This is a genomic window from Nostoc paludosum FACHB-159 (genome assembly GCF_014698835.1).
Classification (GTDB): domain Bacteria; phylum Cyanobacteriota; class Cyanobacteriia; order Cyanobacteriales; family Nostocaceae; genus Nostoc; species Nostoc paludosum.
The window spans coordinates 1-23039 of sequence record NZ_JACJTU010000081.1 but is presented as its reverse complement, the minus strand read 5'-3'; the positions used below and the strand labels follow the sequence as shown (position 1 = coordinate 23039).

At 42.9% G+C, this 23039-nt stretch carries 14 protein-coding genes; 3 read left to right on the top strand and 11 right to left on the bottom strand.

What is annotated here, in order from left to right:
- Positions 1–122: 122 nt before the first annotated feature.
- From H6H03_RS36415 to H6H03_RS36390, 6 genes are all read right to left on the bottom strand, one after another.
- Positions 123–2993, bottom strand: a complete 2871-nt coding sequence (locus H6H03_RS36415; RefSeq protein ID WP_190959876.1) for a DEAD/DEAH box helicase — start codon at positions 2991–2993, stop codon at positions 123–125.
- A gap of 144 nt (positions 2994–3137) precedes the next feature.
- Complete coding sequence (locus tag H6H03_RS36410) at positions 3138–4247, bottom strand: ParB/RepB/Spo0J family partition protein (RefSeq protein WP_190959875.1); 1110 nt, start codon at positions 4245–4247, stop codon at positions 3138–3140.
- Positions 4244–4999 (bottom strand): ParA family protein, encoded by a 756-nt coding sequence (locus tag H6H03_RS36405; RefSeq protein ID WP_190959874.1) that lies wholly within the window; start codon positions 4997–4999, stop codon positions 4244–4246. Before H6H03_RS36405 ends, H6H03_RS36410 begins: the two co-directional genes overlap by 4 nt.
- Before the next feature lie 196 nt (positions 5000–5195).
- Positions 5196–9482, bottom strand: coding sequence for an NACHT domain-containing protein (locus H6H03_RS36400; RefSeq protein ID WP_190959873.1), 4287 nt, complete (start codon positions 9480–9482; stop codon positions 5196–5198).
- Between the two features lie 286 nt (positions 9483–9768).
- Positions 9769–11301: a relaxase/mobilization nuclease domain-containing protein gene (locus H6H03_RS36395; protein WP_190959872.1), complete on the bottom strand. Its 1533-nt coding sequence runs from the start codon at positions 11299–11301 to the stop codon at positions 9769–9771.
- Positions 11282–11683 (bottom strand): plasmid mobilization protein, encoded by a 402-nt coding sequence (locus H6H03_RS36390; RefSeq protein ID WP_190959871.1) that lies wholly within the window; start codon positions 11681–11683, stop codon positions 11282–11284. Before H6H03_RS36390 ends, H6H03_RS36395 begins: the two co-directional genes overlap by 20 nt.
- Before the next feature lie 153 nt (positions 11684–11836).
- Here H6H03_RS36390 and H6H03_RS36385 point away from each other — a divergent pair, with 153 nt between their 5' ends.
- Positions 11837–12052, top strand: coding sequence for a hypothetical protein (locus tag H6H03_RS36385; RefSeq protein WP_190959870.1), 216 nt, complete (start codon positions 11837–11839; stop codon positions 12050–12052).
- A gap of 281 nt (positions 12053–12333) precedes the next feature.
- Positions 12334–12813 carry a hypothetical protein gene (locus tag H6H03_RS36380; RefSeq protein ID WP_190959869.1) on the top strand — a complete coding sequence of 160 codons (480 nt, stop codon included), beginning with the start codon at positions 12334–12336 and terminating at the stop codon, positions 12811–12813.
- 54 nt (positions 12814–12867) lie between these two features.
- On the opposite strand, the gene H6H03_RS36375 is transcribed toward H6H03_RS36380, so the two are convergent.
- Both H6H03_RS36375 and H6H03_RS36370 read right to left on the bottom strand, forming a co-directional pair.
- Positions 12868–13965 (bottom strand): alpha/beta hydrolase family protein, encoded by a 1098-nt coding sequence (locus H6H03_RS36375; RefSeq protein WP_190959868.1) that lies wholly within the window; start codon positions 13963–13965, stop codon positions 12868–12870.
- 150 nt (positions 13966–14115) lie between these two features.
- The gene (locus H6H03_RS36370) at positions 14116–15918 is read right to left on the bottom strand and encodes a sensor histidine kinase (protein WP_190959867.1); all 1803 of its coding nucleotides are present in this window, start codon (positions 15916–15918) and stop codon (positions 14116–14118) included.
- Positions 15919–15963: 45 nt separating this feature from the next.
- On the opposite strand from H6H03_RS36370, the gene H6H03_RS36365 reads away from it, so the two are divergent.
- A complete protein-coding gene (locus tag H6H03_RS36365) occupies positions 15964–16566 on the top strand; it encodes a hypothetical protein (protein WP_242058164.1) in 603 nt (200 codons plus the stop codon).
- 53 nt (positions 16567–16619) lie between these two features.
- Here the strand turns inward: H6H03_RS36365 and H6H03_RS36360 are convergent, their stop codons facing one another.
- From H6H03_RS36360 to H6H03_RS36350, 3 genes are all read right to left on the bottom strand, one after another.
- Positions 16620–16853, bottom strand: coding sequence for a hypothetical protein (locus H6H03_RS36360; RefSeq protein WP_190959866.1), 234 nt, complete (start codon positions 16851–16853; stop codon positions 16620–16622).
- Between the two features lie 66 nt (positions 16854–16919).
- Positions 16920–18323 (bottom strand): metal-dependent hydrolase family protein, encoded by a 1404-nt coding sequence (locus H6H03_RS36355; protein WP_190959865.1) that lies wholly within the window; start codon positions 18321–18323, stop codon positions 16920–16922.
- A gap of 763 nt (positions 18324–19086) precedes the next feature.
- Positions 19087–22653, bottom strand: a complete 3567-nt coding sequence (locus H6H03_RS36350; RefSeq protein ID WP_190959864.1) for a PriCT-2 domain-containing protein — start codon at positions 22651–22653, stop codon at positions 19087–19089.
- Between the last annotated feature and the right edge of the window lie 386 nt (positions 22654–23039).

The window sequence follows — 23039 nt, the reverse complement described above, 5'->3', positions numbered from 1 at the left end:
ACCTTCAATAAATTGCACCAGGGACGCTGGTAAGGAAATTGATAGTTTTTCAACTTGCATAGTCTTACCAAATAGTAGCAAGAATATTCTTACTTAACGGTAGTCTAGAAAGTAGTAATAAATCAAGTACGAATTTCCCCATGTTGCCGAATGTGTTCAACTAACCGCTTGGTTTCACCACCAGCCAATTCTAATTCCCTGACATTACCTACCAAAATAAACTTTTCCTTTGCCCTACTAACGGCTGTATTCAGTAAATTGGGTTTGCGGTTGAGGAACCAAAAACTATGCTCTTGGTGACACTGGTAAGGAGAAAAGATAATAGCTGCTTTCTCTCCACCTTGAAAATTATGAACTGTGCCAATATCATCCCAAGAAAAGTTTCGCCAACGGTTAGAGAGCCGATACTTGAGCGCGTTAGCTTGCTGCAAAAATGGCGACATCACCCCAATTGTCTTTGAGTTGTCATCCGAGTTAGTAGAGTACCCATGTTTTAGCAAGGACGCAATTATAGTTTCTACAGCATCAATTTCTTCTGGATTGGTATTATGGGTGTGGCTTCCTTCAACGTGGTAAGCCAGCAGATGCTTAACCGTTGTAGTCTGCTGAACAGCTGAAAGAATTTGCAGACCACCGGGATAATTGGGGCTGCAAAACTGAATAATATCTGGGGTACAACGGTAATGATTTCTAAGAATAATGCCATTGCCATTGTCCCCTTCAGTACCACTAGCACCAGCAGCACGATGATAAGCGGTAGCTGTGTATTTAGCAGTGGGGGCATAGCGATAATAATCTTCATTCTTCATGCCCCGATCCAAAAAGGCAGTTTTGAAATATTGCTTGATGGTATCGTCGCTCATGTTAACGATAGGCTCAATCTGTTGGGGGTCGCCAGCCACTACTGCCTGTTGCGATCGCACCAGCAAAGGAAATAATTGGTGTATGAGAGTTGTCCCTGCTTCATCCACCAGTGCCAGCTTGATGATATTAGGCTGAAGAACTGGCAACATATTACGCATTGATTGAAGGGTGGAGGTAATGACAGGGAAAATCAAGCTCAAGTGACTTAAGATGGCATCACTATCAGTTGACAGTTTTAGCAATGCCTCTCCATCCCCAGCTAATACACTGCCGTAAGTTTCTAATGCCCTCATAACGCTATCCTTGCGTCGGAGGACTTCTTGCAAGAGAAACGCCCAGGCACGTTGAAATAGTTCTAGCTGCAATTGGTGGTAGTCACGGTAAAAACGACTGTAGAAATCAGCTTGGGGGTAACTATCAAGTTGTTTTTGAATTTGTTGATGTTCTGCTTGCTTTAGCTCTAGTTCGTTAGTTAAAGCCGCTATTTGGCTTTGAATTTCGCTGGATGTCCGGTTAAGATTCCGCCATTGCCGTGAGAAACCGATTTTTTGGTTAACAGAGGTGATTGCTGTGGTTACACTAGAGGGGTCAATGGGTATTTGAAAGGGATGCGCTGTTGCCAAGGTGTTTAAAACAGCAGCGTTTACTCGATTCGCCAAACGCTGAAAAATTCGCTTATTAGTAGTAGCATTGAGCCAGTCCAAGGCGCGTTTTGTAATAGAGTCAGAATCTTTTGGCAGTTCGCGTTCTGCTTGGAATAACGCAATTTGTATCTGTTCGTAAGCATCAATGGGAAAATTTTCGTAAGCAGCCAAACTTGATAGCTGTTCAGTTAGGGCTTGCAACTCAGCAGACTTAGCTGCAATATCGTTATTGAGTGATTCGATTTCTACATCCAATTGCGATCGCCATTCAGCATCAATGACTTTTTGAGCAGTATTCAAGCGGTCTTGCTCTTGGAGTTGTTGAATTTCACTTTCTGCTTGGAGTAATTCGAGTTTGGCTTGTTGCCAAGCAGATTGGTTAAATTCAGTATTACGCAGCCAATCTTGGGTTGATTGCAGTTTGGGTAGGGTTTCCTTACGGATATTAGCTTGATTGCCGCCTGGAAGATAAAACTGTTGAGCAGGAGAATCTATAGCCAGTCGTTGTTGAAATTTTTTAACGGTGCTGTTATTAGCGCCGACAAAGAATATTAAATTATTTGCATCCTCTTCACCACGAACAAGCCGTAACGCTCGATTTACTACTTGCTGTGCTATGAGGTGCAAAAACACCTCGGTTTTTCCATTCCCCGGTGGCCCACAAACAGCTGTTAGTAAATTCTCTTGGGCGTGTTTGAGGACAGAGGCTTGAAATTCATCAGGTGCATGAGAGGGAAAAGCACCCCAGAACATCACATCATCTCTGGGTGATTGTGGCTGACCACAGAGGTACTGCATCGCTGGGTGAGTTTCAATTAGCCATTCAGCCTTAGAGTCAGGTTGTTGGAGTTCCTTGAGTATTTCTTGTATGTCTTGCTTAAGTAGGGCGTTATAGGGTGTAAAGTCGCAACGTAACAAATAAGGTTGTCGAGAGGTTTTGTAGTTTCCTTGGGGGAAGTCTACCAGTTCGAGAAAGTCTCGAAGCGTTGGGAATCTTCCTTTAAATGTGTCTTCTAGAAATCTCAAAATTCCCGATGCAACAATCAGTGATTCGGCTTGTTCTTCCTCTAGTTTGTACAACCGCATTAAATTAACAATCACTGGCTGAAACTCGTATTCAGTCAAGTCCCAGCCAGTTTTGCGATAATTACCTTTTAAAATAGGTGAAATATCGATGGTGAACAGAGGCAGGTATTTGAGCTTTTGGTCTTTACCCTTGCCGTTGATTATATAAATTTGTGGGAAGGCGACAGCCACCTGAACATCATTTTTGTTACCTCTAATGGCTGCTTGTTGCTGTTGTTGGAATTGCGTAAATACTTCGTTATCAAGGAGTAACTTGTTGCCAACTAGCTGCACTCCCTTATCTACTACCTTTGAATAAATATCTGAAGAACGCTCGACTTCAGCTTGAGTCAGTTCCTCTAACCTAATGTAACTTAACCAAGCTTGTACTATCTGTTGGAGTTTTTCTGACTCTAGCATGGGAAGACTTGTGGGAGGGACTGTACTACTGGCATTAGATTCAACTTAATACTTTTTCGCCTTTGTTGCCAGAATTACCCAGTAGCAGACGGTTTTCCACAAAAAATTTAACAATTCTATTTACCCATAACGTTATGGGCGCTATTACTCAACACTCGTCAGCGCCTCTAGTTGGGATAGCAGTTTTTCTATTTGCTTACGTTTTTTTGGATCTGACCAGATACGTGATTTTTTTAGTTTAGTGGTGGCAACAGTAAAACGGTCTTTGTAATTGTTAGATTCGGTATTTGAGTTAGAGGCTCTTGGTTTATTTTCACTAATGCGCTGTTTAATTTCGCTTAAAGACCAGTTTTGGGCAATAGCTTGTTCTACAAAGGCAACGCGCTCGTCTAAATCCTGAATAGTAGCAATGGCTTTGGCTTTGGTGTACTCAATTAAACCATCCCTGAGTGCATCAAGAATATCTTCTGGCAGGTTTAGCAGTGGAAGACGATTCTTGACGAAAGATACCCAAGTCATTAAGCCCAATCCCTCAAATACTCCTTCAACAATTTTTAAATCTCTTTCGGCTACTGACTGCTCATTGAGGGCTGAATTAGGGGTTTCGGTTTCGCCCATAACGTTATGGGTAGATAGTTCAATCTCACCAGAATCCTGGTTGATAGCGTTATGGTGAGAGTCAATTTCATCTTCGCCCATAACGTTATGGGTAGGTTCATCACCATCGCTATCGGAAGCGCCCATAACGTTATGGGTAACTGTAGATGCCTTGTTTTGTAGACGTTGTAGACGATAGAGTAATGGGGGTATCTCCTGAATGCTTCGACCTAGTTTGAGAGCCAGCAGTTGCAGTATGCCTTCGGTTTCTTCAACTGGGTTAAGGTCTTCTCGCAGTAGGTTTTCTACCAGTGCCAGTTGAAAAGCAGCGTTATCGTCTAATTCTCTAATGACAACGGGAACTTCTTTTAACGCAAGTTCGGTTGCAGCACGATAGCGACGCTCCCCTGCTACTAATTCGTGTTTTTCATCAGCAACGGGGCGGACTAACAGAGGTTGCAGGATGCCATGCTGTTTTATCGATTCAGTTAACTGCTTTAACGCTTCCGGGTCAAAGTAACGGCGCGGTTGTGTCGGTGGCAGAGTAATCTGCTCTAAGGGCATGGACTGGGGAGAACCAGCGTTATTAGCTCCTGTAGTGTCCCAAGGTACTTCAATTTTGCTTTTAAGGGGTTGGGTGGCTTTAGTGCGTCTCATTTTAATGCTGATAAAGTAAGGGCTATTTTTTTCAAGATTTGGACAGATGGGTGCTTGGGGTCATAAACTGCCAAGGGCATTCGTTCTTCTGAGGCATCAACAAAAGCAGTAGAGCGCGGAATGGGGGGGAATACTGTTCCGGCTGAGGCTAGTTGTTCGGTGATGGCTGCTAAGGTACGGGTGTCTTGGGAGTTACGGGCATCGTATTTTGTTGGCACAAACCCAGCTATTTGCAATTTGCGGTTGGGTTTGTTGCGGACGGTAGCGACGGTTTTTAAGAGTTCGCCTGTACCCTCAAAGGCTTTGAAATGGGTTTCTAGGGGTACGAGAACATGAGTAGCAGCTACAAGCGAGATGTAAGAGAGTAAACCTAAGCTGGGAGGGCAATCTATAAGGATGAAATCGTAATTCTCTTGGATTGGTTCGATGGCTTCTCTGAGGCGGAAATCGCGCATGGAAGCATTAACCAATTGCATTTCTGCTGTAGCAAGAGAGATGTTAGCCGGGGCTAAATCCATGCCGTGAATCCCCTCATGAATTGGCAGAGGTTGTTCATCCACAATGGCATTGTTGACGGTTTGCTCTATGTCTCTTGGAACCAAGCCCATAAAGATAGTTAAGCTGGCTTGGGGGTCGATGTCGATGAGCAGAACGCGATGACCCAGTTGTGCTAGATGGTAGCCCAGGTTTTGGGTAAGGGTGGTTTTGGCAACACCTCCCGCCTGATTAAAAACTGCGATGATTCGGCTCATAAGTGAGTTGGTTTACTGCACCGTTACAACTAAAGATAACGGTAAGAAGCCAAGAAACAATGTTTATTTTTGTATTGGCTAAATCTCACCACCAATATACAATTCATCCGCAATTAAATTGCACAGTCAGAGGCTAATCTGTTTGTATACAAGCGTACACAGAATGCATTATACGAAAAACTTAAAGGCAGTAATATCATTGATGATCTTTCGTTGAACCAGTATATGATTGGAGATTGGCAATCAACTCAGAATCATTCGTAATTCTTGCATACCATTCAATATCTTGTACATATTCCAAAGGAATATTGCCAATATTAAAGCGGATGCTACGCTCAAGCAATTTTTCACCATAGCGTTCAATCCAGTGAGTAGCACCAAGCTCCCGTAGCAAACGCAGCCATTCAACAGCTACTTCCGGACGTATCTCCACAAAATTACGCGGATGCATAATACGCTCAAGTAGTTTTTCACCATAGCGTTCAATCCAGTGAGTAGCACCAAGCTCCCGTAGCAGACGCAGCCATTCAACAGCCACTTCCGGACGCATCTCCACAAAATTACGGGTATACATGATACGCTCAATTAACGCCTCACCATAGCGTTCAATCCAGTGAGTAGCACCAAGCTCCCGTAGCAGACGCAGCCATTCAACAGCCACTTCCGGACGCATCTCCATAAAATTACGGGGATGCATGATACGCTCAATTAACTCCTCACCATAGCGTTCAACCGAGTGAGTAGCACCAAGCTCCCGTAGCAAACGCAGCCACTCAACAGCCACCTCCGGGCGCATCTCCATAAAATTACGGGGATGCATGATACGCTCAATTAACTCCTCACCATAACGTTCAACCCAGTGAGTAGCACCAAGCTCCCGTAGCAAACGCAGCCACTCAACAGCCACCTCCGGGCACATCTCTATAAAATTACGGGGATGCATGATACGCTCAAGTAACTCCTCACTATAGCGCTCAATCCAAGGATTAATACCAAGCTCCCGTAGTAAACGCAACCATTCAACAGCTACTTCCGGACGCATCTCCATAAAATTACGGTGATGCATGATACGCTCAAGTAGTTTTTCACCATAGCGGTCAACCCAGTGAGTAGCACCAAGCTCCCGTAGCAGACGCAGCCATTCAACAGCCACCTCCGGGCGCATCTCCACAAAATTACGGGTATACATGATACGCTCAAGTAACTCCTCACTATAGCGCTCAATCCAGTGAGTAGCACCAAACTCCCGTAGCAGACGCAGCCATTCAACAGCCACCTCCGGGCGCATCTCTACCATCTCCAAAACCTGTCTGGGATGTATAAAAAATTCTTTAATTTCTATCTCTGCACTCATTGACAATTGCTTGAGTTTAAACACTTTGGTTACTAACTCAAAGAATTCAGCAATAAGTGTACCTCGATGTCTTCTACTAGAAATTTCACGAAAGCCTTCCAAAACTAATCGTTGAAGGTTACTGTTACTTCCACTGCTACTTGATAGATGAAGCCGCAGACGACGCACAATCAACTCAAAACGAAGATCAATGTTTTCTGCTTGCAACCGTTTTTCTAATTCACTAAGACCTTGCCAAGAGTCCTCTTCTGGATTAGGTACAAGTAATTTAGCAAGACTGCCAGTAATATCGTCTGCTAACGTCGTAGCTACATTAAGAACCGTTTCTAAACGATCATCACTAGGTCTGATCCGAAATGGCTTGTAGCCAGTTAGTATAATCTTTTTGCCCTCCCTTTTTGCACTAAGTATCGCTGTTAACCCATTAAGACTTTCCAGAGGAAACCATGAACGCCAGATATGAGCCAATTTATCCCATGTCCTTGTCCCAGAAGCATCAAGATCTTTAATTTCCTCACTTGAAACATAACAACTTTCATCAAAGACGAATTCGTTCTTATCAAGCACTGTCCGTAAAATAATTAAGTTTAAAGTATAGATGGCGATATGGGCTAATAAGGGAAGCTCTGTAAACTGTTTAGCATCATTTCGCAACATAGAAGGCAAATTTGTTGCTTTTAGCAGCATACCAATTTGACTTTTAAGAATTTCATCAAGACAACTCAAAAATTCCTCTCGGCTACGTTTTTTCTGTTCAAGTAGATGAGTAATCCACTCACGTAGCATTTCAAGCACGACTGGTCTAGAGTAGAGTGGAGCGTACATTAAGCAAGCAAACCACTCTTTTGCAAGACCATCAGGATTATTTATCTTTCTTTGAAGCTCAGATTGCAAACTTTCATTGTTTTTGAACAAATATAGTGCTTCTGCTTCTTGAAAAGCGAATCTCAAAATGAATGCTGAGGTCAAAAACTCACCAAAAGTATTATGAAGAAATTCAAAGGCTGTATCAGTTTCCGTGTGTACTTCTTCACCTTGTTGTCCAGCCTTAGATTTATGAATAAAAAAGAAACTACCTAAAAGCAAATCTGCCTGAGTCATTGAACGTCCATCTTCAACGGTTATTGGTCGCTCAAGTTCAAAGAATTTAAGGTCAGCAGCCAAGTCAGAAGATAAGATATGAAGTTGTCTGCGATTGTACATACCAATTGCAACCGCGCCCAAGCGCAACATCTCTCTATCAATTTCTTTATCTCGAAGAGATTGAGCTAATTGCTCGAAGTCTTTAACATATCTACGCCGTTCTCGCTCAACAAAGCGTCGGAGTAGGCTATCATATAAAACTGTTCGATCAATACCCCTATGCTGTCGAAGTCGATTCTCGTCAGAGTCATACAGTGCAAGCATCAAAAGCAATAGCGGTTGCTCAGCCAAAGATAAAATTTTGTCATTTTTACTTTTATTTTCATTCTCTGGAATTGCAAACGGTTCAATGGGTGGATTGCAGGAACTAAAATAATCTTTATTAGCATTATTCCAGACTTGTATCCATGCATTTCGCTGTGCTTCGTTGAACTCCAATAAACGAAGGACTGTTGAGCCTTCTGGTATCGTTGTTTTATCAATCAAAGTGATACGGCTAGTCACAATAACTCGTACTGGTCTTCTTTGCTCAGCCTCTCTTTTCTGAAATTGTTGCACTTGCTTGAGATAGCCAGCATAAACCTTACCACTTGCCTGAAGCAGTTCATCATATCCATCAAGAATAATTACTAACGGTCTATCAGAAAACTGGTTACTAAAATGCGCCCAGCTATTTAGTTTATGACCTGTAGTGCGGTTAATTATATATTCAGCCTGTTCCTCAATCGGCAAGTCAGCATTTACCTCACGCAGAGGTACACGCACTGGCGTATATATATCTGACATGAGTCTTGCACAAAGGACTTTTGTAAGTAGAGATTTACCACTACCAGGATGTCCCAATATTAGTAAAGGCGTTTCAATGCTATATGGAGAACTCAAATAACTAAGCAGAAATAAACCAAGGTCATGTTTTGGCTCAATATTTTTCCAGGTTTCTTCTCTCTCAAGATGACTGTCTTTCTTCGTTTGTAAAAGGACTCGATATGACTGTGGAATAAATGCCTCTGATATTTTTGGAAAGTTCAAAACTGGTTTGCCATCATCAGGTTTATAATCCTCAATAATTGGCTCATTGATTCTGGCTTCATAAAACCGTTTTAATCCATTTACCACATCGTGAGCTTCTATTTTCCTAAATTGATCAGGTATTGAAAGAACAGTCTCTTGTAACTTGTCAAAACCAATATCAATTTTTTCATTATTTTCAGATAATCGAGAATTATAACTTTCAAGATAATTTAATATTCCATGAAGCTGAGTTTGAGTAGTTTTGCATTCATGAAGGCGTGACCATATACAAAAGTCGTTGTATTTTCGTGCAAGCTCAAGATACTGACCCTCAAAACATTTTAATGATGTCTTGGGAAGTTCTTCTACTGTTTGTCGAATGCAAGCCATTGTTTGTTCATCTGCTTCTTCCCATACTGCAAGTTTCTTAATGAACTCATCAAAACCAATCGCCATATTTTTGTACATTCGACTGAGATTTGCTGTTTGTTCCTCAAAAGGAATAATTGGATGAGGAAAAAGCAAAGATATATCCACCACACCTTCTTTTAAGATTTTAGATGTGTTCCGTTCTTCTTCTCGACTCGCAATACGTCTTCCAGCCTGCTCAGTAAGGGAAATTTTTTCTTGAGGTAGAAGGGCTATCTTGTTACGAAGATCATCTGGCAGCAAGTGCTCAAGGGCTTCAAAGAAAGCAGTAATACATATAAGCCCATAAGCTACGTGCATTCGCTCCATCCTTGCAAGGTAATCAGACTCCTTTTTACTGGTCACTTTCTCAATCAGTTCTTTACCAAGCTTAGTTAGCTCGTTTTTAGCACCGAGCAATCTTAACGCAGATACCGCTTGAGAACCGAAGGCTATTGGTGAAAATAAGATAGCAGCTCCAAGAAGCTTGTCAGCTGCCTCAACTATTTTGCTATCATCCTTTTTGAGGAACTTGCACACCTCTTTGAATGTGAGGTCAGTTGGCATTGGTAGCTTCCTTTATTTTTGTACTAAATTATTCTAATTATTTCAGTACTTTTATAGTTAAAGATCTATATAACCAATACTTTATTCTACTTATAATACGGTAGCAATATTTTTTAATGGTATATTCATTTCAAGGTGTTAAGAACTCGTTGCGACTCATGTGACGAAGTGGAGTCTTCGGGGCGGGCTAGTGGATCTAGTCAGCCCAACCAGCGATCGTTCTGCCCGTCACGAAGACCGCATGAGCCGAGCGTAGCGGCAACGAGTTCGGTCTGCACAGCGTTGGTCACAGACTAAAACCACGCTCCTGCTGTCGCTGCTTTTGTTGCTCCTCCTTGAGATGAGCTTCTAGTTCCTGACTCCAATCAGGATTATAGGTTTTGAGCCTTTTACCCTGTGGCAACAATTCCAATACTGCACTAGCGGCCTTATTCCCTTGTTCATCATTATTGAATGCTACGACAACCCTATTGAAAGTCTTGAGAAATTCCATAGGTAGGTTATTCGGGTCATCAGCTACTATCAACATGGTTCTAGTTGGTGGTAGTCCCTTGCAACTTGAGATCAGGTAGGTGGCTGCTGACATGGCATCAATCGGTGTAGAACACAAAAAGACGTTTTCTACCTTGGACGTTGGTTGCCCTCCCAATCTCAAATAAAACCAACCATTTGGTGTAGAGGTGTTTTGGTCGTACTCCACAGCGCGATGACTTTGCCTTGGCTTTGACCAAACTAATGCACCAGTTTTTGAACCATCTAAATCACGCTTGATAAACAAAATATTTCGCTGCTCATCCATGTAAAGCAACTGAGTCTCATGTAATCCTTGCACAATATAATCTGGGATATAGCGTTCTTCATTCAAATACTTGTGCAATTTCTGCCACAAAAGTAGATCCTCTGGTGGTGGTGTAAACTGTGGTTGATTTTGCTTGTGTTCAATTTCTTGAAAGAGTTTTTCTAACTGCTCAACTGGGAGTGGTTTTACAGGTTTGAGCAGCAATTCATGAATAGGCTCATCATCAAGTTCTGGTTGGTAGTCAACGCCACGATGTTTTTGCAAACCGGGGAAGGTATAAGCTGCGCCTAATTGTGTGCCACTGAAAGCTTGCCCATCTTTCTCGTAAGAAATGCCTTTAGACTTACCATTTCTAGTCCATCCTGTTCTTACACTTATGCCAGCTTGTTGCAGCCGCATGATCAGCGTTGGCATTTGGGGATTATCAACACTAGCCCTGTCAATTGTCTGCTGAATCTGCTCTTTAATGGTACGCTCTGGTGGGGTATCGCGCTTACCCAATGAATATTCTTCTTGTTCTCTTATTACGCGTCTAATTTGTCCGGTGCTGGGTGTGCGATTCAGTTTTTCTCTACTGCCCTGCACTTGCACTAACTGATAGTCCTGTTCAATTTGTCGCAGAACTTTCTCAGAGCGTACATAATCCCAGGAATCATGCACTAATAGCCCCGTATCCATCCTTATCCGACTGGCTGCAATGTGAATGTGGTCGTCGTCGGTGTTATGGTGGCGGAAGATGACAAACTGATTGGCATCAAAGCCCATTTCCTTCATGTAGCGTGAGCCAATCTCAGTCCACTTTTCATCATCTAGTTTGTCACCTTTAGCAGCTGACAGTGAGACATGGTAAACAACTCGGTCTGCATCTGAATTTAGTTGTCTCGACAGCTTAAATTCCCGCGCCAATTCACGGGCATTTCTCCCACTCATATTGCCACCAATTAGTTTGGCATCTTCACGGGATTCCAAATAATCCAACAGCTTGCGAAAACCTCTGCCCTTAGTCTGCTTCCCAATCATCGTCTTCTTCCTCGTCTTCCGAGTCATCATCAACATCATCGGAGGCAATGTCTCGTCTACACTGATGCAGTAGTTCTAAAAGTTCTTGTAAAACTTCTGGGTTAGCTGGTGGAGTACGCCCCATCTTGATAGCTGTGTTAGTTGCTTTAACAAGCTGGTTGAGGTTGTTGCCGATTTGTCCTAATTCCCAATATGTTTGCAGACTAATTTTACTCAGCCGTTTGGGTAATGGACGCATCAACGCATTGCGTCTCATCAGTTCACTCGCTGACATCCCCGCATCCTGTGATTTCATCCGAATCATTTCCAGTTCGATGTCACTCAACCGAACTGGAAAAATGTGCTTTCTGACTAGGGCTTTTGACTGCTTGCGATTTGCCATAACTTAGGGGGAATGAGGACATCACGCGAGGGGGGTTTTTAGGGGGGTGAAACCCCACTAAACCAGCTTTGCCGTCCGAGCGGAGCGAGGTAAAGCGTAAGCTTTAAGGCATGGCTGGCTTCAAGCCCATTTTCGGGGTAAGGGAGGTGTCAAGTGCTACGGATGTACGGAGGCACAACGAGAGACTGGCGGCGAGAATACGACAGCGAAGCTGTGCTGCTGACTATCCTACAACCTACAGAGGGATATATCAACGGCGCAGCCGGAATTTTAGATAATCAAGCAGGAGGTAGATTATGGTTCGGCGTAGCCGTAGCAGAAGCAGTAAAATGGCGTAGCCACTATATAAAAATTCTAGATTCAGCGTAGCTGTATTAGTCAGATTTTTTGGAGTTAACTTAAGTGAGAATAACAGCGAAGCTGCCACACTGCGAAAATAGTTCAGCATCGCTGTAATACGAATAGATAATTCGGCGTAGCCGTAATAGTCAATTTTTTCAAAGCATCAGGTTGAGTAAAAATAAAGGCGTAGCCATCACAGTTAAAAGGCGATTCGGCGTAGCCGCAATAGTCAATTTTTTTTGGAATTTTGAATCATATTTTTTTAAATAGTCGATAATTATCAGTTAATTGGTATTCATGAGATAACCATGAGTGAACAGCAAAATTCAGAAGTGATTACTAAAGAGAAGATTGATAAGGCCATCAATCTGCTGAAAGAACAGAAGCCAAAAGAGCGAGAAGATGTATCGGATAGAGAGGCAGTTCGGAAAATGCGGAGATACATTGAGAAACTGACTGACTCTAAGTACGGCTACACTTACGATGAAGTTTCAGAGATGCTGAAGGGTTTGGGCATTAATTTGACTGGCGGTAGAATCAAATATTTGATAGGTGAGTTGAAGAAAAGTAGTCGTCGCCATCACAAGGCACAACCAAGCGAGGAGAATACTACATCATCAAATCCTACTACTGAAACTCAGCCAACAGTAAAAGCCAGCAGTGAGGCATCAGTAGAAGCAACTGTAAAGAGTGCGAAGGGCAAGAGCAAAAAACAACAGCCAGCAGCACAGAAGCAATCAGATAAATCAGAGTCACAAAGCCAACTTGACAAAGACGAAGATTTATAAATACCCAAAAAATGACAGCAACGAGGTTTTAGGCTTTAAACTTTCATAGCAATTCTAAAACTTTAAGACTTTATTTTTAACTAGTTTTTGCTTTTTGCGATTGAGTGAGCTTGCACCTATCACGCCTAATCCTAACAAACTCACTACAGAAGTGTATTCAGGTATAGGTTTGACTACGCTCTGTACAGTTACATTTTGATCCAAAGCATCACCTGTGTTGAAGACATAATCAAGTGCATCTTGGTCGTTAAGTGCAGTTCCTCGTAAAAATAGTGCGCTCCAACGAGCAATAGTTTCAATTGCCACGTCTTGGGGTATGGTTGGTCTTACAGCTTCACGTATAGGATTGTCTTGATTGGTAATACCATAGTGGTTAGCACCAGGGATGGTGATAAAAGCCTTGGGAGGGTCTTGAATGCCTGCGTATGTTTGTTGAGCATTAGCGGGATTTGCCACACCATCTCGATTACCCTGTACTAGAGCAATGGGTATGCCATCATTGTCAATAATCGGAAGCCCTCCACTACTTTGGCCAATCCGGAAGTTAGTGCCATAAAATACACCAGCTTTCAATTGTTTGGGTCGAGTAAAATTCCCAGTGCATAAGGCAGGAAAACATTGACCTTGAATCGCCGCTATTCCTACTGCTCCACCAAATGAGTGTCCTAGTAAGACTAAGGTACTAGGGTCAAGTGAATTAGCAATAGGTGATGAAGGTGTAGACAACTGGGACTGTATGTAAGTTAGTACATCATTTACTTGCTGTTGTTCAGCTATCAATCCTGTCACTGGGCCGGTCGGGCTGAATGCTGTTCTAACGTGGTTAGGAACTACGACAACAAAGCCATAACGCGCCACCGTGTTAGCAAAGGTTGAGTAATCTGATTTGTCAACCAGCGCCCCCTGCAAAAACAATGCAATCGGTAATGAGCTAGCCTGAGTCTGTGTACTAGGTAAAATTGGATAGTAAATATCAGCACTATCTACTTCACCATCGCTTCTAGGAATTGTCGTAGAGTAACTGACTGCACTCTCAAAAAGAGGAGCAGGGTTGAATATAGCACCCGCAGCACTTCGCTCTACTCCCAGAGTTATTATTAATGCTCCAACTATAGCTGCCGATGATTGCTTCTTTGAGGAGAGAAAATTCATGGCTTGAGACCTATTGTGTTGTTCACTCTGAACATTTTACAGACAGACCGGACGCAAGAAACTGACGAACAACAGCAACAGCAGCGACGGCAGCAGCAATCCAGAAAACAGCAGCACCGGGGTTTTAGTCTTTGATAATGTCAGACACGACTATCGATTTTGAATTATCGGAATTTGAATCATAAACTCTGCACCTTTGCCATGAGTCGATAAACACTCTAACCTACCACCATGTTTTTGAGTAACAATTTCATAACTAATTGACATTCCTATCCCTGTACCTTTACCGACTGGTTTTGTGGTGAAAAAGGGATGAAAAATTTGTTTTTGGATTGCTTCCGGAATGCCTTGCCCATTGTCCGCAATCGCAATTTGCACCCAGTGAGAATCTATTTTGTCAGTACGAATATTAATCTGTGGATTTGGGATTTTTGACTCTTCTAAAGCATCAATGGCATTAGCCAAAATATTCATCAATACTTGGTTGAGTTGTCCTGGATAACACTCTACCCAAGGCAAGTTACCATAATCTTTGATCACTGAGATCGCTGAACGTTCTGCTTGTTCTTTGAGACGATGTTGCAAAATTAACAAAGTGCTGTCAATGCCTTCATGAATATCTACTGTTTTAAATTCGGCTTCATCCGTGCGTGAGAAATTCCGCAGCGATAACACAATCTGGCGAATCCGATTTGTACCAACCTTCATCGAATCAAGCATTTTTGGCAAATCTTGCTGCATAAATTCCAAGTCAATTGCCTCTGCCTCATCTAAAATTTCTGGTATTGGTTCCGGGTAGTACTGTTGGTATAACTGCACAAAATCTAGGAGATTTTGCGTATATTCTTGTACATGAGTTAGATTACCGTGAATAAAATTAACCGGATTATTAATTTCATGTGCCACCCCTGCTACCATTTGCCCTAAAGCTGACATCTTTTCACTTTGCACTATCTGAAGTTGGGTGCGTTGTAGTTCTTCTAAAACATTTTGCAGATGTAGATTTTTTTCTTTGAGTTGTTCAGTTCTTTGCTCTACCTTTTGCTCTAACGTTTCATTGTAAGCTGCCAGTTGTTTGTTAGCTACCTGTTGCTGTTGTAATAATTTTTGAACTGAAGCAATTAGTTGATTAAAAGATTGGGCTAGAATACCAATTTCATCATCACGCTCAATCGGAACTTGTAACTCAAAATTAGACTCTTGGGTGGAGCGGCGGGCTACACTGGTCAATCTCTGAATCGGATGAGCAATTGATCTAGTAGTTAATATTGCTAGTAGAATTGAAATCGTAACTGATAATAAGATACTGCCAATTACAACTTTTTGGGCAATACTACTAGATTCCTGAGATAATTCTTTTGCTTTGTTAGCTTCCTTATAGCAGTCTTCAATGATGCTCACCAAATCGTCAGATATGCCATCATATTTGAGTGCCAACTGGCTATTAGTAAATTCCAGTAAGATTTTCTGAGCTTGTTCAATATCTTTTGGTAACACCAAATTCAAAGATTGAATTTGCTGCATTCGACGGTCTAATTCTTGAAAGTACAGTGATGGAACATTGTTATAAGTTTGAAAAAATTTAGGGATTTCTCTGCTGTCTACTTCTCCCAACCAGTTAGATTCTTTAGCAATAAAAGTTTTTAATTCTCTTAAAAAATGCTCTATTTCACCCTTATGGTGCAATAAATGAGCGTACTCATGTTGATACTCTTTTCGATTTTCCATCAATGGAATTAATTGTTGCTGGTGAGTTCTTGCTTGCAGAATCCCAGTTTGTAAACGATGCAGTAGTTCAACTTCGTTGCGTATGAATGCTTCTCGCTCGTCAGCAAGCTGATGATAGCTGTGTCCAATTCTAAAACCTGCAACTGTTCCAGAAACAGCAATCGCTAATGCAATAGCATATCCCAGACTAATCCTCTGCCCAACACCCAGCCTGATTTTTCGCATAAAATTTTTACAATCTCTAAGGAAACTGTTAATTACAGGATTCCCTTGAAATTTCTTTATTTAACGCCAAACTGCTTAATAGCATTAAAAAGAGCGTTATCAACAAAATTAAAGATAAAAGATTCATTAAAACCTATGATTAACTTTAAACATTTTATTTTAAGCCCAAGTATTGTTTTATTACCTCTGTTGTCCAACTTGAGTGCCTTTGCACAGAATCAATCACAAAAGATTGAGTTAAAAGTCTATAGCCAAAACGAACAAAAACAAAGCTGTCCAGACAAAGTAGTTGTCACTGAACAAACCCGTCCTTATCTTGAAGGCAGTTTTACCACAGATGGCTCTGTTAACCTAAGCGCATACGCTAGTAACATCTCTGTTCTGAGCAGTAACGAATTTAGTGTTACATGGGTAGGCAAACTCAAACCGAAATATGCCAAATGCTTGGCATCTGCTGGTATGAGCAAGATTGATGGAGAAAAGTACTCTGGAAACTTGAATTATTTACGTATGCACTTTGTTAAAGGTAAGGTTTACTTTATTTTGGATATGGCAGGCGGCTTTGATCCTAATGATTATCCTTTAGTCGTGGTGAACAAAAGCTTAAAGAATGGCAATCCTACCTGGAGTTGGGGTGGAACTGATTAGAGCCTAAATTACTTCAAGTCTTCAAGCACCTGAAAAAACATACGCAAACTTGGTTATGCAGCTAAATCTGACTCGTTCAACTGTTGCAACCAATAAGTGATTTTTTCCCTCTGAGAAGCACAAACTTTAATACTGGCAACCCGTAGTGCTTGGCGAGGGAAGATTTCTCGCAAATCCGCCAACATGGAGGCATCAAGACAAGCCTCTAAGCACTCGCAGATGTAGTCTATTGATTCAAGATATAACCATTCTTTTGTCGCCTCTAGGGGACATATAGGGCGTTTCATAGGGTTGCTTGACTCTATCTCAATATCTTATGTCTACAACGGAAGTTTTAGTTGTTAAAGCTGTATTCAGAGGAGATTCTTATACATCTTTCCGTTTTTCATGATGACAACAAAGTTTTTGTCTGGGTTCTCGATTAGCTTGATGTTTTTCAGTAGATCACCGTCCACCAGCAGGAGGTCAGCCAATGCGCCTTCTTCGACCACGCCCAGTTTGCCTGGGTAGGGATTGCGTGGGCCAGATAATGCCAGTAGTTCGGCATTCGTACTTGTTGCCATCTTTAACACTTCAGTCGGTGTGTACCAGCGAACCATTTTCGTCAGCTGCGCCCCTTGCCGAGTGGCTAGTTTGGCATCAAATGATAAGTCAGTACCCCAAGCTGTTTTGAGATTGTATTTTTTAGCTAAGGCATAAGCAGAGTCAGTACCCCTGACTACTTCTAGTTGTTTGGCACGGTTAGCCGACCCTTCCGGGAAGGGAATTGCATCTTCGTCATCGAGGAATGGCTGCATACTGAGCCAAATGCCTTTTTCAGCCATTATCTTCGCCGTCGCCTCGTCCATCAGTTGTCCGTGTTCGATGCACTTAACACCAGCCCGAATCGCTTTCTGAATTGCGCGAGGGGTATAGGCATGGACTGTCACATAAGTGTTCCAGTCCTCGGCAGCCTCGACTGCGGCACGTAACTCGGCTTCTGTGTATTGGCTGACATCCAATGGGTCGTTGTTCGAGCTGACACCGCCACCAGCCGCTAGTTTAATCTGGGTAGCACCTTGCATCAGTTGCTCACGGGTTCTGCGGAGGACTTCATCCACCCCATCAGCAACCACACCGTTTCCCTGGTATTCTGGGTGGTTGAGAGTTGTATAAGGTGTCCAAACAAGACTTTCTGGTGTGCGGTAGTCGCCATGTCCGCTAGTCTGCGAAATCATCGCACCGCTAGGATAAATGCGCGGCCCCACCGCATCACCCGCGTCAATCGCCCTCTTGAGGTCGAACACTGGCCCTGCCAAATCACGGACGCTGGTGAATCCGCGCAGCAGCATTTGTTCTGCTGCGGCTTGCACTTTTTGATTCATCACTTCAGGTCTGACGTTTGGCGAGAGTAATTCGTCGCTTGTGCTGGTAATCGTAAACAGATGGACATGGTTATCAATCAGCCCTGGCATCAATGTGCGACTATTTCCATCAATTCTAGTCAACTTGATGCCCGATGCTGTGGCAATTGGAGTTTGAGAAATCTTTTCAATTTTATTACCGACAACTAAAACATTCGATAGGTCAGAAAGCTGATCTGAGGTGCCATTGAAAATCCGAACTTTCTCGAACAGGATGCTGGTGGGTTCCTGACGCTGAACACTTGAGGATGGCTGACTTCGGGTACAGCCTGTTTGTACAATAAGTCCGAGCAGCACAAGTATCAAAGCGCTTAATGCAATCTGGTAGCGAAATTGCAGATGCTCTCTCCTCATTGGCAACCCTAAATGTAGATGTCTGGAGCTTAAATCAATCGTAATACCAAATTAAAAATCAGAGTCGATTTAAACTGACCCATTTTTGATACTTGAAGGTGCAAAACTTAGAGATAGAGAAACTTTCAGGAAAGACAAAATTTCAAAATCCCAATCAAAGTACAGATGCTTAATTCTACCTAAATTTCATGCACCGGAGATTTGAGCTAAAAAATTGTATTCTGCACAGTGTAAGCATTTGGGGTAATTAGCATTATTATTAGTGCTAATCTAATGTATTCCACATTAGATACACATTGCTTGCACATTGTTTAGCACCATTGTTTATGTTTTAGTTATGTTGTCTAATGTTACGGCAATTTTTAAGTGCATTAAATAACAGTATTAAATAATGCTTTAGTACAGCATTTAGCAGCACTTACTACAGTATTAATAATGCTAGATGCAGTATTTACAATGCTTTAATCAGGCAAAATACTGTAGTTATACATTGCTTACACATTAATTAACATACATTATTAGCACGTTGCTTGATGTTGCGAAACACATTACAAATAATGTGTTGACAATGTGTTTTACGCTCATAAGCACCTTGCTTCTACCGTAGAAAGCAGTAATTTTGATGCCAAAATGCTATACAAAGCTCTGGTGCGGCGTTTCAAGGCATACTGAACAGGACGCTCACTCAATGATTAAGTACACAATCAGGAAGCAGAGCATCTTTTACTACTGATAGGTCAGTAGAAATAAAAACCGATAAATTTTAGAGCGTCACTGTCGGGTTACAGTTGGCTTGCACTCCTGCAAGGTCTGAGTAAACCTCACTGGGCAGACAACGCAAGATAACCATCAACAAGTCAGCCTTAACTTGGGGAGTGGAGAAATCCACAATTCGCCGCAACGCAGTATGAGTAAGGACTGTGACAACTTCAGCTATGTGTTCTAAGGCATCCTCTGGTGAAGATTCCGATTCGGTAACCAGCGTCGGGAAGTATTCACGGGCAAACCACCTTTCCTCATCACTCAACTCTGTAAGATTTTTATTACTACTGCTATGAAGACTATCTAATAGTAGGAGTAATAATTTTTTAAACCTAGCCCAACCCCCCCAACGCTGGGTAAATCGGCTTACCCAACCTTGAGTAGTGTCTATGATTTTGGCTAGAGCCGTTTGGCCAATTTTCTGCTGCGACTGCCAAAGCTGGGTGAACGCTTTGACGATGGCGTGTCCGGTTTGCTGATCTCGGCTACCCGCTTCGGTGCAGAGAGAGCAAGCATCGACTACTTCTAACTTGACTCCAGGCAGTTCATCTAATAGAAAACTGAGGTCATAGTCAGCGCAGAAGTAAAATGTTAGCTCCTCCTGGGGGCGACGATGAGCGCGTAATCGGCCAATTTCTTGGATGATTTCGGCTCTGATTAATTCCGTGAGATACTTTTGCAAGATGTCTTCTGAGTTTCCAAGCTTGACTTGCTGACCAGTCATCACCTGAAGATGTGCAGCCACCGCACCGATGTTTTGGTACGGGATGCCAAAAGAAGCTAGAGCATCACAGTCACTAAAGCGGTTAACACCACGACCATCGACAAAGTGACCGTATTCAATGCGGTCTTCAGCTTGGTCAGCAATTTGTTTCCACTCGATAATGCCCAGTTTCTTGCTTATCTTGAGCAAAGTTTCCTTGAGGGCATCAACACGGTAGGTTAAAGAAGTTGAGCGTTTTTTGGGCAACTTACCCAGCCCAACGACGTTGACAACCCTTAAATTGCTGTAGTCGGGGCGTGACTGCCCTATGACTAACATCGAGTCATCATAGCCGAGTTTCAATTTCAACAGTTCTGGGCTGATAGTGGCATCAAGGTAAACATTGAATTGGGCGGAGTAGGCTAACTCAGTATATTTGGTGTCGGGGCGATAAATGGTCAATATACCCCATTTACAAGCCAAATATCCTTCACCCTTCCACGCTTCGAGGAAATCACAGAACCAGTACAGGGGCAAATCAAAGAACTGTTTACCTGCAATTCTTGCGCTGTCCTTAGCCACACGTTTGGCAGCAAAACGAGCGGCGGCACTTTTTCGGAGTTGTTTATCCGCTTGGATATCAATCGAGTCTAAATCAGCGAGAAATTCTAAATTAGGCTGTAATATCTGCCGAATCGCTTCAATATCTAAATCTTGCGGAAATTCACCTAATTCTTCTCTTAGTTCAGCGTCATTAAAGCCGTAACGAGAATCAGGTTTAATGTCTCCATTGAGGAGCGATCGCAAAACTGGTAAAAACTGCTGGAGTTTTGACCATTGCTCAGTCGGTAAGCCACCTGCAACTAAGGAACCAACGGTAGTATCAAAATCCTTTAACTCTACATCAATTGAGTGAACAGGCTTAATGAGTGTACCCGCTTCTTCCCAAATGCGCCCTACGGTGAAAGGTTCGCCAGCCGCATTAGTTAACTCAACTGGGGTAGAGTCGGGATGCGCTCGAATTTGGGAGTAATTTTGAATGACCATCCGTTTAAGGTAACGGAAGCCGAAACCATCACCATAAGCGAAACGGCACTGATTTTTGTTTAAACAACCGTTGCAGATGGGGCTAATAGCACTTTCTTCAAAATCTAAGCTGACAAAGTTCTTATCCCGGAATGCGCCAAATAACCCAGTTCGGCTACAGTTACCAGCAGTATCGGGAATTTCACCCGCTTTTGGCTGTATTAGAAAATTAGCACCCATAGGGGTAGTGCGGGTGGGGTCGATTTTTAAACCATTGTGCCGCACTGGCATGTCAACAAAGTTAGTTTCAATGGGCAGGGTGGATGGGTTTCTGTGGTTGGCATCCTGGTAAATTAATTTATCAATACCGAACATGGCCGCCGTCAGTTGTCCGGCGTTGTAAGACTTGCCCAGCCCTGGATGGGAATTATCTAAAATTTGTTTCCAGCCCTTAGAAATGGCTTCCACCCATGCGGCGATATGTTCCTCTGGTCGGCACTCAATGTATATATCGCCTGTAAAGCCGCTTCTGTGCGGGATATTGCCCCGCTTGTAGATGATTACTTGACGTAAAAGCTTGGTAATTTCGGGCGCTGTCTGGGGTGATGCGGCGGCTGGCTCCTCTGACGCGGGTTTTGAGAATCCTTTAGCACTTGTAACGAATGGGGCGATCGCCTGCTTTAATAAATTCTGGAAGCTGGTTAAGTCTTCCCTGACTTGTCCAAGCTCCCACTGTTCGCGGCTAATCAGCCCTTTGTTGCGTTGATATGGTTCGTACTGCCGTTGCGGAAAGCGGAAGCCGTACTGCTTGGCAATGTGAAACAGCGTTCCAATGCTGATCCCCCCACGTCGGAAACTGCGAATCTTGGCGCGAATGTTCCAGGTTGTACCAGGGATAGAAGGCGACCACTTCTCGGCTATGATTTCGGCATCCGTTGGCCCGTAATGATTGACCAAAGCCATCAGCACTTGGCGGCATTCGTCGTAATTGCCACTGCCGGGGCTACGTGGTGGAATAAATGAGAGTGCTTGCTGTATCAGCTGTTCAATGTCCCAGCCTTCAACGTCGGAAATCTCTCTCCACTGTTGACGGCGTGACTCAATTTCCTGGATGCGCTGCTGGTATTCTTCCCTTTCCTGAAGCGCGATCGCAATTGCTTCACTTACCCACTCGGTTGGTAGAGTAGCTGCGGGGTTGACTATAAGAAATTCTGCTTCAGTGTTGCCGTAGAATACGCGAGAAGCATCTTTACACGCAGGGTCATGCGGTAGCTGCTGCATGAGAGAGCGCGTACAAGCTTCTACCGTGTCAGCACCCTCAACGTATTGGGGCAGAAGAAAAATCAACCGAAATTTATGCCAGTCGGGTTTATGACTGGCAGTGGTGTAGAGTAAAGCGCAGTGTTTTTGAATGAAGGGATGGGCTAGGGCTTCTTCAAGCGTTAATTGATGCTTGTAGACTTTAATAGAATTACCGTTCTCGTCCTTAATCGGCTTTCCATAAGCATCACGGGCGACATCGGAATTATCGATATCAATTAGTAGCCAGTGAGAACCGATAACGTTAGCTTTACTCCGCCATTTACCGCCCAATAAACCAGCGCAGATGGCGTGACCTGCTTTAATGTGCTGCTGGACATCGGCTAGAGTGCCTTCTGTGTCGCGGAAGTTGGCGGCAAGTTTCTTAAAATCCCAATCTTTGTTAGAGCCTGTGGCGTTAAACGCGAACTTGATTTTATTACCTTTAACAAGCTCTTGTTCTACCTCTAATGCTTCAGCACGTTTAGCAGTTAATTGTTGATGCTGAAGTGAGTTATTAAATTGTTGCAATGGTGACATTGAGCAATTCCTCCTTGATGTGTGGTGGAGGAATTGGAGCTATCCTTTGGCAGTAATCTTCTAATACAAACTTTCAGAAATATAAGCACAAAATTACTTAAAATTCCTGAATTATTGTTCTTCTCTGGGTGGGCAGTGTAACAATGGCTTAACACTCACTTCGTGTAAGATAAGATTACTATTAGGGATATTAATCAGGCCCCTTAAAAACCCGATACCCCAATTCCATTGGAAAACCTCGCTGTCCTACCGGGACGCGGGGTTTTCAGTTTTTAGCCTATTCGTACTTGGCTAACCAAGCCTTGATAAACTCGGTAACTTCCTCCTGTTGAATTACAAATGCAGTTCCTTTTCTTCTGAGAGCTAGAATTCTCATACTTCCAACT

Coding starts and splice junctions, on each gene's coding strand:
- H6H03_RS36405 (WP_190959874.1), bottom strand. CDS start 4,999: ATGAGCCGAATCATCGCAGTTTTTAATCAGGCGGGAGGTGTTGCCAAA.
- H6H03_RS36400 (WP_190959873.1), bottom strand. CDS start 9,482: ATGCCAACTGACCTCACATTCAAAGAGGTGTGCAAGTTCCTCAAAAAG.
- H6H03_RS36375 (WP_190959868.1), bottom strand. CDS start 13,965: ATGAATTTTCTCTCCTCAAAGAAGCAATCATCGGCAGCTATAGTTGGA.
- H6H03_RS36380 (WP_190959869.1), top strand. CDS start 12,334: ATGAGTGAACAGCAAAATTCAGAAGTGATTACTAAAGAGAAGATTGAT.
- H6H03_RS36350 (WP_190959864.1), bottom strand. CDS start 22,653: ATGTCACCATTGCAACAATTTAATAACTCACTTCAGCATCAACAATTA.
- H6H03_RS36395 (WP_190959872.1), bottom strand. CDS start 11,301: ATGATTGGGAAGCAGACTAAGGGCAGAGGTTTTCGCAAGCTGTTGGAT.
- H6H03_RS36370 (WP_190959867.1), bottom strand. CDS start 15,918: ATGCGAAAAATCAGGCTGGGTGTTGGGCAGAGGATTAGTCTGGGATAT.
- H6H03_RS36410 (WP_190959875.1), bottom strand. CDS start 4,247: ATGAGACGCACTAAAGCCACCCAACCCCTTAAAAGCAAAATTGAAGTA.
- H6H03_RS36355 (WP_190959865.1), bottom strand. CDS start 18,323: ATGAGGAGAGAGCATCTGCAATTTCGCTACCAGATTGCATTAAGCGCT.
- H6H03_RS36415 (WP_190959876.1), bottom strand. CDS start 2,993: ATGCTAGAGTCAGAAAAACTCCAACAGATAGTACAAGCTTGGTTAAGT.
- H6H03_RS36360 (WP_190959866.1), bottom strand. CDS start 16,853: ATGAAACGCCCTATATGTCCCCTAGAGGCGACAAAAGAATGGTTATAT.
- H6H03_RS36390 (WP_190959871.1), bottom strand. CDS start 11,683: ATGGCAAATCGCAAGCAGTCAAAAGCCCTAGTCAGAAAGCACATTTTT.